The 16,131-nt window shown below is 69.9% G+C and carries 17 protein-coding genes; 8 read left to right on the forward strand and 9 right to left on the reverse strand.

The window, feature by feature from the left end; translation table 11 throughout:
- Positions 1-6 precede the first annotated feature (6 nt).
- Entirely contained in the window at positions 7-501 is a 495-nt protein-coding gene (locus ACIOMQ_RS33770) for an inorganic diphosphatase (protein WP_362193503.1), read from the forward strand.
- 288 nt (positions 502-789) lie between these two features.
- Positions 790-2,505, forward strand: a complete 1,716-nt coding sequence (locus ACIOMQ_RS33775; RefSeq protein ID WP_362193500.1) for a threonine/serine exporter family protein — start codon at positions 790-792, stop codon at positions 2,503-2,505.
- A gap of 127 nt (positions 2,506-2,632) precedes the next feature.
- Here the strand turns inward: ACIOMQ_RS33775 and ACIOMQ_RS33780 are convergent, their stop codons facing one another.
- Entirely contained in the window at positions 2,633-3,346 is a 714-nt protein-coding gene (locus tag ACIOMQ_RS33780; RefSeq protein ID WP_362193498.1) for a VTT domain-containing protein, read from the reverse strand.
- Between the two features lie 146 nt (positions 3,347-3,492).
- Between ACIOMQ_RS33780 and ACIOMQ_RS33785 the strand changes: the two genes are divergently transcribed.
- Positions 3,493-3,858, forward strand: a complete 366-nt coding sequence (locus ACIOMQ_RS33785) for a YbjQ family protein (protein ID WP_362193495.1) — start codon at positions 3,493-3,495, stop codon at positions 3,856-3,858.
- Positions 3,859-3,904: 46 nt separating this feature from the next.
- Here ACIOMQ_RS33785 and ACIOMQ_RS33790 read toward each other — a convergent pair whose 3' ends face one another.
- Entirely contained in the window at positions 3,905-4,663 is a 759-nt protein-coding gene (locus ACIOMQ_RS33790; protein ID WP_402191621.1) for a MerR family transcriptional regulator, read from the reverse strand.
- Between the two features lie 136 nt (positions 4,664-4,799).
- Here ACIOMQ_RS33790 and ACIOMQ_RS33795 point away from each other — a divergent pair, with 136 nt between their 5' ends.
- The 3 genes from ACIOMQ_RS33795 to ACIOMQ_RS33805 all read left to right on the forward strand — a co-directional run bounded on the left by ACIOMQ_RS33795 (position 4,800) and on the right by ACIOMQ_RS33805 (position 8,339).
- The gene (locus ACIOMQ_RS33795) at positions 4,800-6,086 is read left to right on the forward strand and encodes an ion channel protein (RefSeq protein WP_362193489.1); all 1,287 of its coding nucleotides are present in this window, start codon (positions 4,800-4,802) and stop codon (positions 6,084-6,086) included.
- Positions 6,087-6,221: 135 nt separating this feature from the next.
- On the forward strand, positions 6,222-6,845 hold the full coding sequence (gene wrbA, locus ACIOMQ_RS33800; protein ID WP_362193486.1) for an NAD(P)H:quinone oxidoreductase: 624 nt from the start codon (positions 6,222-6,224) through the stop codon (positions 6,843-6,845).
- 69 nt (positions 6,846-6,914) lie between these two features.
- The gene (locus tag ACIOMQ_RS33805; RefSeq protein ID WP_401757299.1) at positions 6,915-8,339 is read left to right on the forward strand and encodes a glutamate decarboxylase; all 1,425 of its coding nucleotides are present in this window, start codon (positions 6,915-6,917) and stop codon (positions 8,337-8,339) included.
- Positions 8,340-8,355: 16 nt separating this feature from the next.
- Here the strand turns inward: ACIOMQ_RS33805 and ACIOMQ_RS33810 are convergent, their stop codons facing one another.
- The 6 genes from ACIOMQ_RS33810 to ACIOMQ_RS33835 all read right to left on the reverse strand — a co-directional run bounded on the left by ACIOMQ_RS33810 (position 8,356) and on the right by ACIOMQ_RS33835 (position 13,995).
- Positions 8,356-9,141: an ABC transporter permease gene (locus ACIOMQ_RS33810; RefSeq protein ID WP_401943890.1), complete on the reverse strand. Its 786-nt coding sequence runs from the start codon at positions 9,139-9,141 to the stop codon at positions 8,356-8,358.
- Complete coding sequence (locus tag ACIOMQ_RS33815; protein ID WP_401262680.1) at positions 9,138-10,085, reverse strand: ATP-binding cassette domain-containing protein; 948 nt, start codon at positions 10,083-10,085, stop codon at positions 9,138-9,140. Before ACIOMQ_RS33815 ends, ACIOMQ_RS33810 begins: the two co-directional genes overlap by 4 nt.
- A 78-nt stretch (positions 10,086-10,163) precedes the next feature.
- Positions 10,164-10,805 (reverse strand): PadR family transcriptional regulator, encoded by a 642-nt coding sequence (locus ACIOMQ_RS33820; protein WP_362193477.1) that lies wholly within the window; start codon positions 10,803-10,805, stop codon positions 10,164-10,166.
- Positions 10,806-10,823: 18 nt separating this feature from the next.
- Positions 10,824-11,375, reverse strand: a complete 552-nt coding sequence (locus tag ACIOMQ_RS33825; RefSeq protein WP_402191624.1) for a DinB family protein — start codon at positions 11,373-11,375, stop codon at positions 10,824-10,826.
- Positions 11,376-11,601: 226 nt separating this feature from the next.
- A complete protein-coding gene (locus tag ACIOMQ_RS33830) occupies positions 11,602-13,059 on the reverse strand; it encodes an aldehyde dehydrogenase family protein (RefSeq protein ID WP_362193471.1) in 1,458 nt (485 codons plus the stop codon).
- Between the two features lie 54 nt (positions 13,060-13,113).
- Entirely contained in the window at positions 13,114-13,995 is an 882-nt protein-coding gene (locus ACIOMQ_RS33835; RefSeq protein WP_401262677.1) for a helix-turn-helix domain-containing protein, read from the reverse strand.
- Between the two features lie 327 nt (positions 13,996-14,322).
- On the opposite strand from ACIOMQ_RS33835, the gene ACIOMQ_RS33840 reads away from it, so the two are divergent.
- Entirely contained in the window at positions 14,323-14,823 is a 501-nt protein-coding gene (locus ACIOMQ_RS33840; RefSeq protein ID WP_362193468.1) for an ATP-binding protein, read from the forward strand.
- Positions 14,824-15,099: 276 nt separating this feature from the next.
- On the opposite strand, the gene ACIOMQ_RS33845 is transcribed toward ACIOMQ_RS33840, so the two are convergent.
- The gene (locus tag ACIOMQ_RS33845; RefSeq protein WP_037690973.1) at positions 15,100-15,342 is read right to left on the reverse strand and encodes a DUF397 domain-containing protein; all 243 of its coding nucleotides are present in this window, start codon (positions 15,340-15,342) and stop codon (positions 15,100-15,102) included.
- A gap of 278 nt (positions 15,343-15,620) precedes the next feature.
- Between ACIOMQ_RS33845 and ACIOMQ_RS33850 the strand changes: the two genes are divergently transcribed.
- On the forward strand, positions 15,621-16,121 hold the full coding sequence (locus tag ACIOMQ_RS33850; protein ID WP_402191626.1) for a hypothetical protein: 501 nt from the start codon (positions 15,621-15,623) through the stop codon (positions 16,119-16,121).
- The last annotated feature ends 10 nt before the right edge of the window (positions 16,122-16,131 follow it).

A 16,131-nucleotide genomic window follows, 5' to 3' on the forward strand; every position in this document is an offset into this window, starting at 1 on the left:
CCACCCGTGGAGTTCGACGTCACCATCGAGATCCCGAAGGGTTCGCGGAACAAGTACGAGGTGGACCACGAGACCGGTCGGATCCGCCTGGACCGTCGACTCTTCACCTCGACCAGCTACCCGGCGGACTACGGCTTCGTCGAGAACACCCTCGGCGAGGACGGCGACCCGCTGGACGCGCTGGTCATCCTGGACGAGCCGACCTTCCCCGGCTGCCTCATCAAGTGCCGCGCCATCGGCATGTTCCGGATGACGGACGAGGCCGGCGGCGACGACAAGCTGCTGTGCGTCCCGGCCTCCGACCCCCGGGTGGAGCACCTGCGCGACATCCACCACGTGTCGGAGTTCGACCGCCTGGAGATCCAGCACTTCTTCGAGGTCTACAAGGACCTGGAGCCCGGCAAGTCCGTCGAGGGCGCCGACTGGGTCGGCCGCGCCGAGGCCGAGGCCGAGATCGAGGCCTCCTACAAGCGTCTTGCGGCGCAGGGCGGCGCGCACTGACCACCCACGGGTCGCGGCCGGATTCCGGCCGAGGTACGTCGCACGGTTCCGTTTAGGGTTCCGTGCCGGAGCCGGGCGGCACTCCCCACGCGGGGGTGCCGCCCGTTTCGCATGCCCGCCCGTTCCGTGCTCCCGCCCGTTCCGTGCTCCCGCCCGTTCTGTGGCCCCGCCCGTTCCGTGGTCCCGCCTGTTCCGTGATCCCGCCCGCTTCGCATCCGCGCCCTTGTCCGTGGCCATACTGGGCAGAAGCGCAACCGAGGACGCGCAGCCGATGAGGAGCGAGGTCGAGTGGTGGCGGAACAGGGCGGTCCGGAGGACCAGAAGCCCCAGTCCGACGAGGCGCGCAGCGCCTTCGTCCCGCCGGCCGGGGTGGAACGGCGGACGACTGCGTCCGAGGACGACCAGCCGACCTCGGAATTCGCGATCCCGCCCGGCCTGACGACCGAGCCCCAGGGGCCGGGCCCGGCTTCCGCTTCGGGGTCCGGAGCCGGTTCCGGTACGGCCTCCGGCGCGGACACGACCGGCTCCGCCTTCGCCCTGCCGAGCACCTACAGCGCCCAGCACTCGCCGCCCGCCTTCACCCCCGCGCACGGCAGCCCGATGATCCGGCTGACCAAGGAGGCCCCTTGGCAGGACCGGATGCGCACGATGCTGCGGATGCCGGTCGCCGAGCGCCCCGCGCCCGAGCCGGTGCAGAAGCACGACGAGGCGGGGCCCGCGGTGCCACGCGTGCTCGACCTGACCCTGCGCATCGGGGAGCTGCTGCTCGCCGGCGGCGAGGGGGCCGAGGACGTCGAGGCGGCGATGTTCGCGGTCACCCGTAGTTACGGACTGGACCGCTGCGAGCCCACGGTCACCTTCACCCTGCTGTCGATCTCGCACCAGCCCTCGCTGGTCGACGACCCGGTGACGGCGAGCCGCACCGTACGCCGCCGTGGCACCGACTACACCCGGCTGGCCGCCGTCTTCCGGCTCATCGACGACATCACCACCGAGGATGTCGAGGTCTCGCTGGAGGATGCCTACCGGCGCCTGGCGGAGATCCGGCGCAACCGGCATCCGTACTCCGGCTGGGTGCTGACGCTGGCCGGCGGCGGGCTCGCGGGGGCGGCGTCGGTGCTGGTCGGCGGCGGCGCGCTGGTGTTCGTGGTGGCCGCGATCGGCGCGATGCTCGGCGACCGGCTCGCCTGGCTCTGCGCCGGGCGGGGGCTGCCGGAGTTCTACCAGTTCGTGGTGGCGGCGATGCCGCCCGCCGCGATGGGTGTGGCGCTGACCCTCACCCACTGGTCGGACGTACGGCCGTCCGCGGTGATCACCGGTGGGCTGTTCGCGCTGCTGCCGGGGCGGGCCCTGGTGGCGGGTGTGCAGGACGGGCTGACCGGCTACTACATCACCGCCGCGGCACGCCTGCTCGAAGTCATGTACCTCTTCATCGGCATCGTCGTCGGTGTGCTGCTCGTGCTCTACATGGGGCTTCAGCTGGGCGCCCAGCTGAACCCCGAGGCCCGGTTCGTCGCCCATGACCGGCCGGTGGTGCAGATCCTGGCCTCGATGGCGCTCTGTCTCGCCTTCGCGATCCTGCTCCAGCAGGACCGGTCCACGGTGCTCGCGGTGACCCTCAACGGCGGGGTCGCCTGGGTGATCTACGGGGCGATGGCCAGGACCGGCAACATCTCGCCGGTGCTCGCGACAGCGACGGCGGCCGGGCTGGTGGGCCTGTTCGGGCAGCTGTTCTCGCGCTACCGGTACACCTCGTCGCTGCCGTTCATCACGGCGGCGATCGGTCCGCTGCTGCCCGGTTCGGCCACGTACTTCGGTCTGCTGGGCGTGGCGCAGGGCAATGTGAACGCCGGGCTCGCCTCGCTGTCGACCGCGGTGGCGACGGCGCTGGCCATCGCGATCGGGGTGAACCTGGGGAGCGAGATCTCCCGGCTGTTCATGCGGGTGCCGGGGGCGGTCGGCGGGGCGAACCGCCGCGCGGCCAAACGGACGCGCGGCTTCTGAGACCGCCGCCGGTACGGCTCCGGATCGGCGCTCAGTCGTCAGTGCTGGGTGAGCACTTGGCCCGATCGCTCGGTCTGAGCGCTTCGTTCAGCGCTCGGTTTCAGCGCTCGGTCGGCAGCGCTCGGTCTCAGCGCTTGGCGTGGCGGCCGCGCTGCACCGGGGCCGGGCCGCCGTCGGCGGACGGGCCGGAGCCCTCGCCGCCGCCCGCCGCCGCTTCCTTCTTCGACTTGGAGCGGGCCCGCAGGAACTCGATCGCGATCGGCACCACCGAGATGAGCACGATCAGGACGAGCATCGCCTCGATGTTCTGGTGGACGAAGTCGATCTTCCCGAGCGCGGCCCCGAGCAGCGTGACGCCGACGCCCCAGAGGATGCCGCCGATGATGTTGAACGTGATGAACGAGCGGTAGTTCATCCGGCTCACACCGGCGATGATCGGCGTGAACGTGCGCACGATGGGCACGAAGCGGGCCAGGATCAGCGACTTCGGTCCGTACTTCTCGAAGAACTCGTGGGCCTTCTCGACGTTCTCCTGCTTGAAGAGGCGGGAGTCCGGGCGCTTGAAGAGCGAGGGGCCGACCTTGCGGCCGAAGAGATATCCGACCTGGTCGCCGATGATCGCCGCGAGCCCGACCAGGAGGCAGACCAGCCACAACGGGGTCTTCAGCTGGCCCGTGGTCACCAGCAGCCCTGTGGTGAAGAGCAGCGAGTCGCCGGGGAGGAAGAAGCCGATCAGCAGTCCGGACTCGGCGAAGACGATGAGGAGGACACCGGGGAGTCCGAACGTGTTGATCAGATAGTCCGGGTCCAGCCAGCTCGGTCCGAGCGCAAGCGTATTCAAGGGTCCGGGCTCCTGGATCGATCGATGGCGGCTGCGTGGCCGCCCAAAGCTATCAACGCAGGATGATGTCCCCGGGTTCCAGTACCCTGCGCGAAAGTGCGCACCGGGCCAACCGGGACAAAGCTCTCTCCAGGAGGTATCACACGATGAACATTGAGGATTTCGGCGGCGGGCAGACGGACCACTCGGATGTCCTGGTCGTCACCACGAACGACATCCCGGGCTACCAGGTGACCCGGGTGGTCGGTGAGGTGTTCGGCCTGACCGTGCGTTCCCGCCACATAGGCAGCCAGATCGGCGCCGGGCTGAAGTCCATGATCGGCGGCGAGCTGAAGGGGCTGACCAAGACGCTCGTCCAGACCCGGAACCAGGCGATGGAGCGGCTGGTCGAACAGGCGAGAGCCCGGGGCGCCAACGCGGTGCTGATGATGCGCTTCGACGTGACCGAGGCGGCCGACGTGGGCACCGAGGTGTGCGCGTACGGTACGGCGGCCGTGATCAGCAAGATCTGAGCGACGGCCGGTACGGGGGCGGGGGCGCGCCCCGCCCCCGTACCGGTCATGCCCGGCGCTCGGCGTTGGCGTCGATCGCGTCCCGCAGGTGTTCGGCCAGGCCCGGCCGCATCGAGTCGTAGTACGCGCGGAACCGCGCGTCGGACACGTACATCCCGCCGAGGCACCGGTGGAACTCGGGGGTGCACTCGTAGAACCACTTGGAGATGTGGAGCCGGTGGGCCTCGGCCAGATCCATCGCCCGTTCTCCGGCGGCCGGTTCACCGGCCTCCATCAGCGCCTCGTAGGCGGCACTCCAGTCGGCGACCTCCGCCTGCAACCGCTTCCAGTCGTCCTTGGTGTACCGGGCGGCCCGGCGCTGCGACTCGGCGTAGGCGGCGGTGCCGCCCCAGCGGCGTTCGGCCTCCTCCGCGTGCTCCTCGGGGTCCTTGCCCCCGAAGACCTCGAACTTCTCCTCGGGCGTGAGGTTGATGCCCATCTTCCGTGCCTCCATGGCTGTTTCGACGGCGGCGGCCATCTTTCGCAGTTCGGCGATCCGGTCGGACAGCAGCCGGTGCTGGCGGCGCAGATGTTCCTGCGGTTCCGCGTCCGGGTCGTCGAGCAGTACGGCGATCTCGTCGAGCGGGAAGCCGAGCTCCCGGTAGAACAGGATCTGCTGCAGCCGGTCGAGGTCGCCGTCGTCGTAGCGACGGTGACCCGCGTGGCTGCGCCCGCCGGGCGACAGCAGTCCGATGCCGTCGTAGTGGTGCAGGGTGCGCACCGTGACCCCGGCGAATCCGGCGACCTGTCCCACGGAGTAGTCCACGGCTCCCCGCTCCCTTCTCCGTTCTGGGTACCTACTGAGCCTGAGTCCTCACGTGACGTGAGGTGCAAGCCCGAGACGCCGTCACCTCAGTGCCATTTGAAGGGTTATGCGGCTTTTGCGTCTATAGGGTGAGCCGATGGCCACAGATTCTTCCGCCCTCGCCGGGTCCGCTCCCGGATCCACCCCCGTGCACCGGCTGCTGCCCGTCATCGTGCCCGCACTGGCCGTCGGGGTCGCCTCGGCCCTCGTCCTGCTGGGTGTCAGCCTCCTCGCGGAGAAGGTGCAGGACGTGCTCTGGGGCACACTTCCGGACGCGCTCTCCGTCGGCCGCTACTCCACGCTCTGGATGATCGTGATGCTCACCGCGAGCGGGCTGGTGGCCGGGCTGCTCATCCGGGCGGTGCCCGGCCACGCCGGTCCCGATCCCGCGACCACCGGGCTGGTCGATCCACCGCTCGCGCCGGGTGTCGTTCCCGGGCTGCTGCTCGTCACGGTGCTCACCCTGGCGGGCGGGATCAGCCTCGGCCCGGAGAACCCGGTCACGGCCGCCAACATCGCACTGGCCTTCTGGCTCGGCCGCCGCCTCGCGCCCGGCACGACGGCGGAGCTGTGGGCCTCCCTGGCCGCGGCCGGCACCATCGGCGCACTCTTCGGCACCCCCGTCGCCGCCGCGCTGATCCTCTCCGAGACCCTCGCCTCCCGCGCCGGACCGGGCGCGCTGTGGGACCGGCTCTTCGGCCCGCTCGCGGCGGGTACCGCCGGGGCGCTCACCATGACGCTGCTGGCCCATCCCAGCTTCGACCTGCCACTGCCCGCCTACACCCGTCCGCACTGGGGCGACCTGCTCTCCTCGGTCGTCATCGCCCTCGCGGGTGCGGCGCTCGGCCTGCTCGCGGTGTACGCCTTCCCGTACGCGCACCGGTTCTTCCGGGCCCTGCGGCGCCCGGTCCTCGCCCTGACCCTCGGCGGGCTGCTGCTGGGTCTGCTGGGCGCCCTGGGCGGTCACCTCACCCTGTTCAAGGGGCTCGACGAGGTGAAGGAACTCGCCGCCGACCCGAGCGGCTGGCCGGCCGGGCAGTTCGCGGTCATGGCCGTGGTGAAGACGGCCGCGCTGCTGATCGCGGCGACCTGCGGCTTCCGGGGCGGGCGGATCTTCCCGGCCGTCTTCGCGGGGGTCGCACTGGGGCTGTGCGCCCATGCCCTGGTCACGTCGGTGCCGGTGGCGCTCGCGGTGACCTGCGCGGTGCTGGGGGTGCTGCTGGCCGTCACCCGGCAGGGCTGGCTGAGCCTGTTCACCGCCGCGGTGCTGGTGGGCGACGCGGCCGTGCTCCCGATCCTGTGCGTCGCCTCGCTGCCGGCCTGGCTGCTGGTGACCGGGCGGCCGCAGATGCAACTGCGCGAGGACGGTACGCCGCTGAGGTGAGTCCGGTCCGGGCCCGTTGCCCGGCGCGACCGCTCGACGCGCTGGATGCACCGTATTTCCGTAAGGTCCCATCCATATGGGTATCTCCGGAAGCATCCGGAGACGTTCAGTCAGGCCCTGCCGGAGGTTTCCGCCATGCCCACGCCCGTCAACGTCGCCGTCATCTACTACTCCTCGACCGGCACCGTCGCCGCGATGGCCAAGGCCATCGCGCAGGACGCCGAGAAGGCCGGTGCGGAGGTACGGCTGCGCAAGGCCGGTGAGCTCGCCCCGCAGGCGGCCATCGACTCCAAACCGGCCTGGGCCGCCAACGCGAAAGCGACCGCGGACATCGCCGAGGCGTCGAAGGACGACATGGTCTGGGCGGACGCCGTGATCTTCGGTACGCCGACCCGGTTCGGCAATGTCGCCGCCCAGCTCAAGCAGTTCCTCGACACCCTCGGCGGCCTCTGGCAGGCGGGCCGTCTCGCCGACAAGGTCTACAGCGGCTTCACCTCCACCAGCACCACGCACGGCGGTCAGGAATCCACCCTGCTCGCGCTCTACCACACGATCCATCACTTCGGCGGCATCCTCGTGGCGCCCGGCTACACGGACCCCTCGAAGTTCGTCGACGGCAATCCGTACGGCACTTCGCACGTGGCGGGTCAGGGCGACATCCCGGTCGGTGTGCAGACCCTGACCGCTGCCCGGGTCCAGGCCGAACGGGTCGTGAAGTTCACCCGGGCCATCAAGGACGGCCTCGCCGCCGAGAACTGAACCACCGCACGCCGACAGGACCGTCGCGGGTCGCCACGACCGCCGAGAGCCGAGAAGAGCTGTCCGCCGATGCCTCTCCACAAGGGTTCGCCCCAGGGTACGGAACCGTCCGAGAAACGCCGCAGGCTCGCCCTCAACCCGTTCTTCGGGGAGGCCGACCCGACCGCCGGCATGGAGTCGGCGCCGCCCCGGCACCGGCTGCCCGACGGGCCGATGCCGCCCTCGACCGCGTACGGCCTGGTCCATGACGAGCTGATGCTCGACGGCAATGCTCGGCTCAACCTCGCCACCTTCGTCACCACCTGGATGGAGCCCCAGGCCGGGGTGCTGATGGGCGAGTGCAGCGACAAGAACATGATCGACAAGGACGAGTACCCGCGCACCGCCGAGCTGGAACGGCGCTGTGTGGCGATGCTCGCCGATCTCTGGAACGCCCCCGATCCCGCAAGCACCGTGGGGTGTTCGACGACCGGCTCCAGCGAGGCGTGCATGCTCTCGGGGCTGGCGCTGAAACGGCGTTGGGCGGCCAGCAACGCCGACCGCTACCCGGCGAGCGCCCGGCCGAACCTGGTCATGGGCATCAATGTGCAGGTCTGCTGGGACAAGTTCTGCAACTTCTGGGAAGTCGAACCGCGGCTGGTCCCGATGGAGGGCGACCGCTTCCACCTCGACCCGCAGGCCGCGGCCGACCTCTGCGACGAGAACACCATCGGCGTCGTCGGCATCCTCGGCTCCACCTTCGACGGTTCGTACGAGCCGATCGCGGAGCTCTGCGCGGCACTGGACGCCCTCCAGGAACGCACCGGCCTCGACATCCCCGTCCATGTGGACGGGGCGTCGGGCGCGATGGTGGCCCCGTTCCTGGACGAGGACCTGGTGTGGGACTTCCGGCTGCCCCGGGTCTCCTCCATCAACACCTCCGGGCACAAGTACGGCCTCGTCTACCCGGGCGTCGGCTGGGCCCTGTGGCGCTCGCCCGCCCAGCTGCCCGAGGAACTGGTCTTCCGGGTCAACTACCTGGGCGGCGACATGCCGACCTTCGCGCTGAACTTCTCCCGGCCCGGCGCACAGGTGGTGGCGCAGTACTACACCTTCCTGCGGCTGGGCCGGGACGGCTACCGGGCCGTCCAGCAGGCGTCCCGGGACGTGGCCCGGGGGCTGGCCGGACGGATCGAGGGGCTCGGGGACTTCCGGCTCCTCACCCGGGGCGACCAGCTGCCCGTCTTCGCGCTGACGACCGCGCCGGATGTGGACGCGTACGACGTCTTCGACGTGTCCAGGCGGCTGCGCGAGCAGGGCTGGCGGGTGCCCGCGTACGCCTTCCCCGCCAACCGGCAGGACCTGTCGGTGCTGCGCGTGGTGTGCCGCAACGGCTTCTCGTCGGACCTCGCCGAGCTGCTCCTGGAGGACCTCCGGCTGATCCTCCCCGGCCTGCGCCGCCAGCCGCACCCGTTGAGCCGGGACAAGCAGGCGGCGACGTCCTTCCACCACTGAGGGCCGGCGGGAACGCTCAGCGGCCGATCCGGGCGAACCTCCTTACCGCCAGCGGGAAGAACACCGCGATCAGCGCCAGCGGCCAGGCCACCGCGAGCAGTTCGGCGTGGTCGGACGCCCAGGAGCCGCCGGCCCCGCCCGGGTTGCCGAACAGCCGGCGCACCGCCGTGGCCGTGGCCGACATCGGGTTCCATTCGACGACCGCGCCCAGCCATCCCGGCATCGACTCCGGGGCGGCGAAGGCATTGGAGAGGAAGCCGACCGGCCAGACCAGGATCTGCACCGCCTGCACCAGCTCCGGCTTCCCGGCCACCAGCGCCAGGTGGATGCCGATCCACAGCATCGCGAACCGCAGCAGCAGCAGAAGCCCCACCGCCCCCAGGGCCGCGGCCGGCCCGTGGTGCCGGCGCCAGCCGACCGCGTATCCGACGCCGGTCATCACGGCGAGCCCGGCCGCCGACTGGAGCATGTCCGCGGCGCTCCGGCCGACCAGCACCGAACCGGAGACCATCGGCATGGCACGGAACCGGTCCACGACCCCCTTGTTCAGGTCCTGGGTGACCGCGAGCATGGTCGACTCCAGGCCGAAGGCCATGGTGAGCGCGAGCATGCCGGGCACCAGGAACTCGGTGTGGTCGCCGTCGACGCCCTGCCCGCCGCCGACCAGGTAGTTGAACATCAGCAGCAGCATCACGGGGAAGACCAGGCCGACGACGATCCGCACCGGCTGCCGCGCCCAGTGCGCCAGTTCGCGCCGCGTCATCGTCCAGGAGTCGGAAACCGCCCAGCTCATCGTGCTCATGCCGGCACCTCCGCGGGCTCCGGCCTCCGGTCGGTCAACGCGAGGAAGACCTCGTCCAGCGTCGGGCGCCGCACCGCGATGTCCTCCGCCTCGATGCCCGCCTCCTCCAGCGCCCGTACGGTCCGGGTCAGGGTCGCCATCCGGTCCGGCGCCGGTGCCCCGATCAGCCTCCGGTCCGGGTCGACCACCGCTCCGCCGCCCAGCAGCCGGGCGGCGGCGGCCAGTTGGGCCCCGTCCCGGACGACGACATCGATGCGGTCCCCGGCCACCATCGCCTTCAGCTCGTCGGCCGTCCCCTCGGCGGCCACGCGTCCCGCGTCGATCACCGAGATCCGGTCGGCGAGCTGATCGGCCTCCTCCAGGTACTGCGTGGTCAGCAGTACGGTCGTACCGCCGTCCACCAGTGAACGCACCGCCGCCCACACCTCGGCCCGGCCGCGCGGGTCGAGCCCGGTGGTGGGCTCGTCCAGGAAGAGCACCTCCGGGTCGGTGATCAGCGAGGCGGCCAGATCGAGCCGCCGCCGCATGCCGCCGCTGTACTCCTTGACCGGCTTCCGGCCGGTGTCCGCGAGCCCGAAGCGGGCCAGCAGTTCGTCCGCCCGGACACCCGCCCGGCGCGCGCCCAGGTGGTACAGGCGGCCGAACATCTCCAGGTTCTGCCGGCCCCCGAGCTCCTCGTCGACCGCCGCGTACTGCCCGAGCAGCCCGATGCGGCGCCGGACCTCGCCGGCCCGGTCCCGTACGTCGAACCCCGCCACCTCGACCCGCCCCTCGTCGTGCCGCAGCAGCGTCGACAGGATGCGTACGGCCGTGGTCTTGCCCGCCCCGTTGGGGCCGAGCACGGCATGGACGGTGGAGCGGGCGACCGTGAGGTCCAGGCCGCCCAGCGCGCGCTTCTCCCCGTATCGCTTGTGCACACCTTCGACAACGATCGCGTCCGCCAAAATCACCACACCCTCCCATAGTCAAATTTGACTAGCGAGGTCGAAGGTAACCGCGACACCCTCATTCGTCAAACTTGATTACTCGTCGTCGCCGGGATCGCGGACACCCGTCGCGTAAGGGTTCTCCTGCCCCTCGGCGAGCACGCCGACGAAGGGCTCGCCCTCCCCCGCGAAGCTGTAGGCCCCACCCTCGATGCGCGCGATCAGCTCACGCGTCCACTGCGCCCCGGCATCCGCCGAGTGGACCCACATGTTCATGATCTCGCCGATGTGGCCGAGGGACTCGGGCCCGGCCTCCGGCGTGTAGTACTCGGTGACCGAGGCCCGCCAGGCCGCGAGACCGGCGACCCGCTCCTGGAGCAGCCCGATCACCTCGGACCGCTCCAGGTCGACCATCCCGCCGAGCCCCGCCGACAGCACGTCCAGCTTCTGGTCGTACGAGGTGAGCGCCGCGCGCAGGAGGGCGAGGTACTCCTCGTTGCCGCCCTCGGTGATCTCGTACTCGGTACGGGGCGGGCCGCCCGCCGTGCTCGGGGCCGTCTCGTGGGCGACCAGCAGCCCCTGCTTCGCCATCTGCTTCAGTGCGTGGTAGATCGACCCCGGCTTGGCGTTGGACCACTCATGGGCACCCCAGTACTCCAGGTCGTTGCGGACCTGATAGCCGTGCGCCCGGCCGTGCTGACGCACGGCACAGAGGACCAGCAGCCGAATCGCGGACATGTCACGCACCCTTTCTATTCAACTTTGATCAGCGTAGCCCCCGGCCTCGGCGACCAGCTCGAACGCGGTACGGCCGTCCAGGGACTCCCGGATGATGTCGGCGTGCCCGGCGTGCCGGGCGTGCTCCTCGACGAGATGGACCAGCATCCAGCGCATCGAGACCCGCCCGTCCTTCGGGAACCAGGGCGCGTCGGGCAGCGGGAAGGTGTCGTCCAGGCTGGGCACCGAGCGGATGAACTTCTCGACCTTGGCCGCGACGCCCTCCCAGAACTCCAGCATCTGTTCCACGGTCTCGTCACCGATGAGCCGGAAGGTGTCCGCCCAGGCCTCCTGGACCTGCGAGGTGTCACCCGTACGCTGCTGAGCCATCCACAGCCAGTGCTGCTCGGCCCGGGCCACGTGCTTGAGCAGCCCGGAGAGGGAGAGTTCACTGGCGCTGGGCCGGCTCGCCGCCTGCTCCTCCGTCAGACCGATCAGCGAGCGCCGGATCGCGCCGCGCTGCGCTTCGACGAAGGAGAGGAGCGCGCCGCGCTCGTCGCCGTGGGCTTCTGCGGGAACGTGAGTGACCATGGTGACCGTCCTCGGTGGCTGTGCCGGTTTCTTCCTGACACCGCCCAAACTATGGACTCTTGCGGTCAGTTCCCGTCCTCGACTCCGGGCGGACCGGCGGCGGAGCCGTCAGCCACGGCAGAGACGTCAGCGACAGCGGAGACGTCGGCCACGGCAGAGACGTCAGCGACAGCGGAGCCGTCAGCCACGGCAGAGACGTCAGCAGACGCGCCGGAAGAGGAACGCGCTAGAAGGGGAACGCGCTCCGGCCGTGCTGGATGGAGATCCACTTCTGCGTGGTGAAGGCGTCCACGGTCGCCTCACCGTTCAGCCGGCCGATCCCGGAGGACTTCTCACCGCCGAAGGCCACCAGCGGATCGTCCTGGACGGTGGAGTCGTTGACGTGGAACATCCCGCTGACGACGCGCCGCGCGAACCGCACCCCGCGTTCGGCGCTGCGGGTGTGCACGGCGCCGCTCAGCCCGTACGGGGTGTCGTTGGCGATCCGTACGGCTTCGTCCTCGCCGTCGAACGGCACCAGCAGCGCCACCGGGCCGAATATCTCCTGGGCCAGCAGCGGGGAGCCCGCGGGGAGCCCGGTGAGCACGGTCGGCTCCACGAGGTTGCCGCGGGTCCGGCCCCGCAGGAGAGCGGTGGCCCCCTCGGCGAGCGCCTGGTCGACCAGGGCGGTCAGGGCGTCGGCCTGGAAGGTGTTGATGACCGGGCCGATCTGGACCTCCGGGTCACGCGGGTCCCCGGTCCTCAGCGCGGCCACCCTGGCGGTGAACTTCTCGGTGAACTCACGCTCGACGCCGCGGTCCACCAGGATGCGGTTGGCGGCCATGCAGACCTGCCCCTGGTACACGAAGCGGCTGAAGACGGCCGCGTCGACCGCGTAGTCGATGTCGGCGTCCTCCAGCACCACCAGGGCGCTGTTGCCGCTGAGTTCGAGGACCGTCCGCTTGAAGTGCCCCGCCGCCCTCGCACCGACGTGGCGGCCGACCCGGTCCGTGCCCGCGAAGGAGATCACCTTCGGTACGGGGTGCTCGATGAACGCGTCCCCTATTTCGGCGACGTCGGTGATCACGACGTTGAGCAGTCCGGCGGGCAGCCCGGCGTCCTCGAAGATCTTCGCGATGAGCCCGCCGCCGACGACCGGGGCGTTCTGGTTGGGCTTGACGACGACCGCGTTGCCGAGCGCGAGGGCCGGGGCGACGGACTTCATCGTCACCAGGAAGGGGAAGTTGAAGGGGCTGATCACCCCTATGACGCCGACGGGCTGCCGGTAGAGGCGGTTCTCCTTGCCGTCCACCGAGGAGGGCAGGATGCGCCCCCCGGGGCGCAGCGCCTGATGGATCGCGTCGCGCAGGAACTCCTGGCCGACACGGACCTCGTACTCCGCCTTGAGGCGGGTGCCGCCCAGCTCGTCGACGATCGCCTCGACGATGTCGTCGTGCAGTTCCTCGGTGATGCGCAGGGCGCGCTCCAGGACACCGCGGCGCTCGTACGGGCCGGTGGTGGCCCAGGACCGCTGGGCGCGTTCGGCGGCGCGGTAGGCCAGATCGACCTCCTGCGCGGTCGCGATGGTGATCGCGGCGAGTTTCTCCCCGTTGTAGGGATTGAAATCGATGATGTCCCACGAGCCGGTTCCGGTCCGCCACTCACCGTCGATGTACTGGTCGGCCAGCTCGTAGAAGAAGGACATGCGATCCCTTAACTCAGGTGCAGACTCCCGTCGAATCGTCATCGTACTGATGAATCAAGTCAGTTGGAGCAGACCACGGAGCAGATCGCGGCTCTCCTCGGGGCCGGGGCTGTCCTCGTGCAGCCGCGTCATGGCCCTTTCGTACTGAGCGACTTCTTCAGCCTTGTCCAGATAGAGCGCACTTGTCAGCTGCTCCAAATAGACAATGTCCGACAGATCGGATTCCGGGAATCGGAGCATCGTAAAAGATCCGCTCTCTCCGGCATGCCCGCCAAAACTGAAGGGCATCACTTGAAGAGTGATGTTGGGCTGCTCCGACATCTCGATCAGATGCCGTAGTTGTCCGCGCATGACTTCACGGTCGCCGTAGGGCCGGCGCAGCGCCGCCTCGTCCAGTACGGCGTGGAAACGGGGTGCCCGTTCGGACACGAGAGCCTTCTGGCGCTCCAGCCGCAGCGCCACGCGGCGGTCGATCTCGGCGGCGGGCGCGTCGCCCATGCCCCGGGTGACGACCGCGTGAGCGTAGGACTCGGTCTGCAACAAGCCGTGGATGAACTGGACTTCGTACACCCGGATGAGCGATGCCGCTCCCTCCAGACCGATGTACGTCTGGAACCAACCGGGCAGTACATCTCCGTAACTGTGCCACCAGCCCGCCACATTGGCCTCGCGGGCCAGACCGAGCAGGGCGTCGCGCTCCGCCTCGTCCGTGACTCCGTAGAGCGTGAGCAGGTCCTCGACGTCCCTGGCCTTGAAGCTCACCCGTCCCAACTCCATGCGGCTGATCTTCGATTCGGAAGCCCGGATGGAGTAGCCGGCCGCCTCACGCGTGATCCCGCGCGAGTCGCGCAGCCGCCTGAGCTGCGAGCCCAGCAGGATGCGTCGCACCACAGATCCACTCGACTCGCCTGCCGCCACTGGTCCGGCCCTCCCCATCGCTTCCTGGACACCGGGGCTCCCCCTGAACCCCAAGTGCCGGATTCTGCCACCAAAACGCTTCAGCCCGTACTCATTCGATTACGGAAATGAGAAGGCTCCCGTAAAGCTACGAAAATACCCGCTGGAAGAAATGACCAAGAACCGGCACGGGTTCGGACAGGTCCGGCGCGTGCACGTGCATCTGCCCTTGCATCTGCCCTGCGCATTCGGAACCATGGTCCTCGCGCACCTGCGTGCTCGTTCGTGTTGTGCCGCTGTACCCCGCAGTACCGATACAGCCGCGAATCCCGGGGAGTGCCTCGCATGGGGACGAATGGATCGACGATGCTCGAGCCGTTACGGCAGGGGCTTCCCCCCATCGATCCCTCAGCCGTCTCCGGGTCGGCCACCTGCACTCTTCCCGCCCAGTACGAAGCCGTGGGCGGGGCACGGCGGTTCACCAGGACGACGCTGAACGGATGGGGGCTGGACGAGCGCTTCGACGACGTCGCGCTGGTCGTCTCCGAACTCGTCACCAACGCCCTGCGGCACGCCCTGCCCGCGGACGCGGTGCCGGAACTCCAGGAATCACCCGTACGGCTGCACTTGATGCGTTGGAGCTCGCGCCTGGTGTGCGCCGTGCGCGACCCCAGCCAGGAGAGCCCCATCGCCTCCGAGGCCGCCGACTCCGCGGAGTCGGGTCGCGGCCTCTTCCTGGTGGAGTCCTTCAGCGACTCCTGGGGCTGGCACCCCTCCCCCGTACTGGGGCCGGAGGGCGCGAACGGCGCGGCGGCACCGCGCGGCAAGGTGGTCTGGGCCCTGTTCCGACTGTCCGACTGCGCGTGATCCGCGCGGCCCGCGTGATCCCTGTGATCCGCGCGGCCGGCGGGCCGGGCGGGTGCGGGCGGTGGGACCGGGCGGGTGCCGGGCGCTGGGACCGGGCGGTGGGACCGGGCGGATGTCGGCCTGTGAGGCCGGGCAGGTGCCGGTCGGTGCCAGTCGGTGAGGCCGGGCGAACGACTGTCCGTGAGGCCGGGCGAACGACTGTCCGCGAGGCTGGGCGGATGACTGCCGGTGAGGCCGGGCAGGCGGGTTGGACGCCGGCCGGCCCGCTGGGTGTGATCAGCCGCCCGCTATGAGGTGGTCGAACTCCCCGTCCTTCACGCCGAGCAGCAGCGCCTCTATCTCGGCCGGCGTATAGACCAGGGCCGGCCCGTCGGGGTGGCGCGAATTCCGCATCGCCACATCACCGTCGGGCAGTTTCGCGAACTCCACGCAGGATCCCTGGGAGTTGCTGTGTCTGCTCTTCTGCCAGACGACTCCGCGAAGCTCTGTGGCCGCCATGCCGTTGTACACGTGGTGCACAGGACGCTCCCCGAGTTGCAAGGTGCAAGTGTCAACTGTCTCGGATCATAGCTCTGTTCAAATTTCCCTGCATGAGCAGATGCATGCGCCGATGCACGTGCACGCGGGGTGTTCCCGTGATTACAGCTTTGCGATTACAGCATTGGACGCAGGGATAGACGTACGGGTTGTCTGTCCGGCTCCATTCGACTGCCCCTACCCCGAGTCGACCGCCCCATCCGGGGGCTGCGCGCGCTGGTAGCTTGGCGCGGTCTTTCGTCGACAAGGGGGAATTGCGCATGCGCAAAGTCATACGCACCGGCGCCGTCGCCGTCGCCGGACTCGTCACCGCCGTCGCACTGACCGGCTGCAGCAGTGACAGCGAGAAGAGCGACCCGGGCAACGGCGCCGACGCCGGGAAGACCAGCCGGGCTCCCGACGGCGGCGGCGACAGTGACAGCGGCGGCGGTGACTCGGGGGCCGACGGCGCGGCGCTGGAAGGCGGTTGGGCCGGCAAGACCGACGGCAAGGCGGTGGTCCTGTCCGTCGCGTCCGGCAAGGCCGTGCTCGTCACCGAGCAGCAGGCCTGCACGGGCACCGTGAACGATACGGGCAAGGTGACGCTGACGCTGAAGTGCGCCGACGGCGACACCCGGCGCACCACGGGGTCCGTCGAGTCCAACGACGGCAAGACCGCCGTCGTGTCCTGGGACAGCGGGACGAAGGACACCCTGGCCAAGACCGCGCCGGGGGCGATCCCGTCGAGTCTGCCGGACCTGCCGGACCTGCCGACTTCCTGACGGCCCACCC

The organism is Streptomyces sp. NPDC087845 (assembly GCF_044742755.1).
GTDB lineage: Bacteria > Actinomycetota > Actinomycetes > Streptomycetales > Streptomycetaceae > Streptomyces.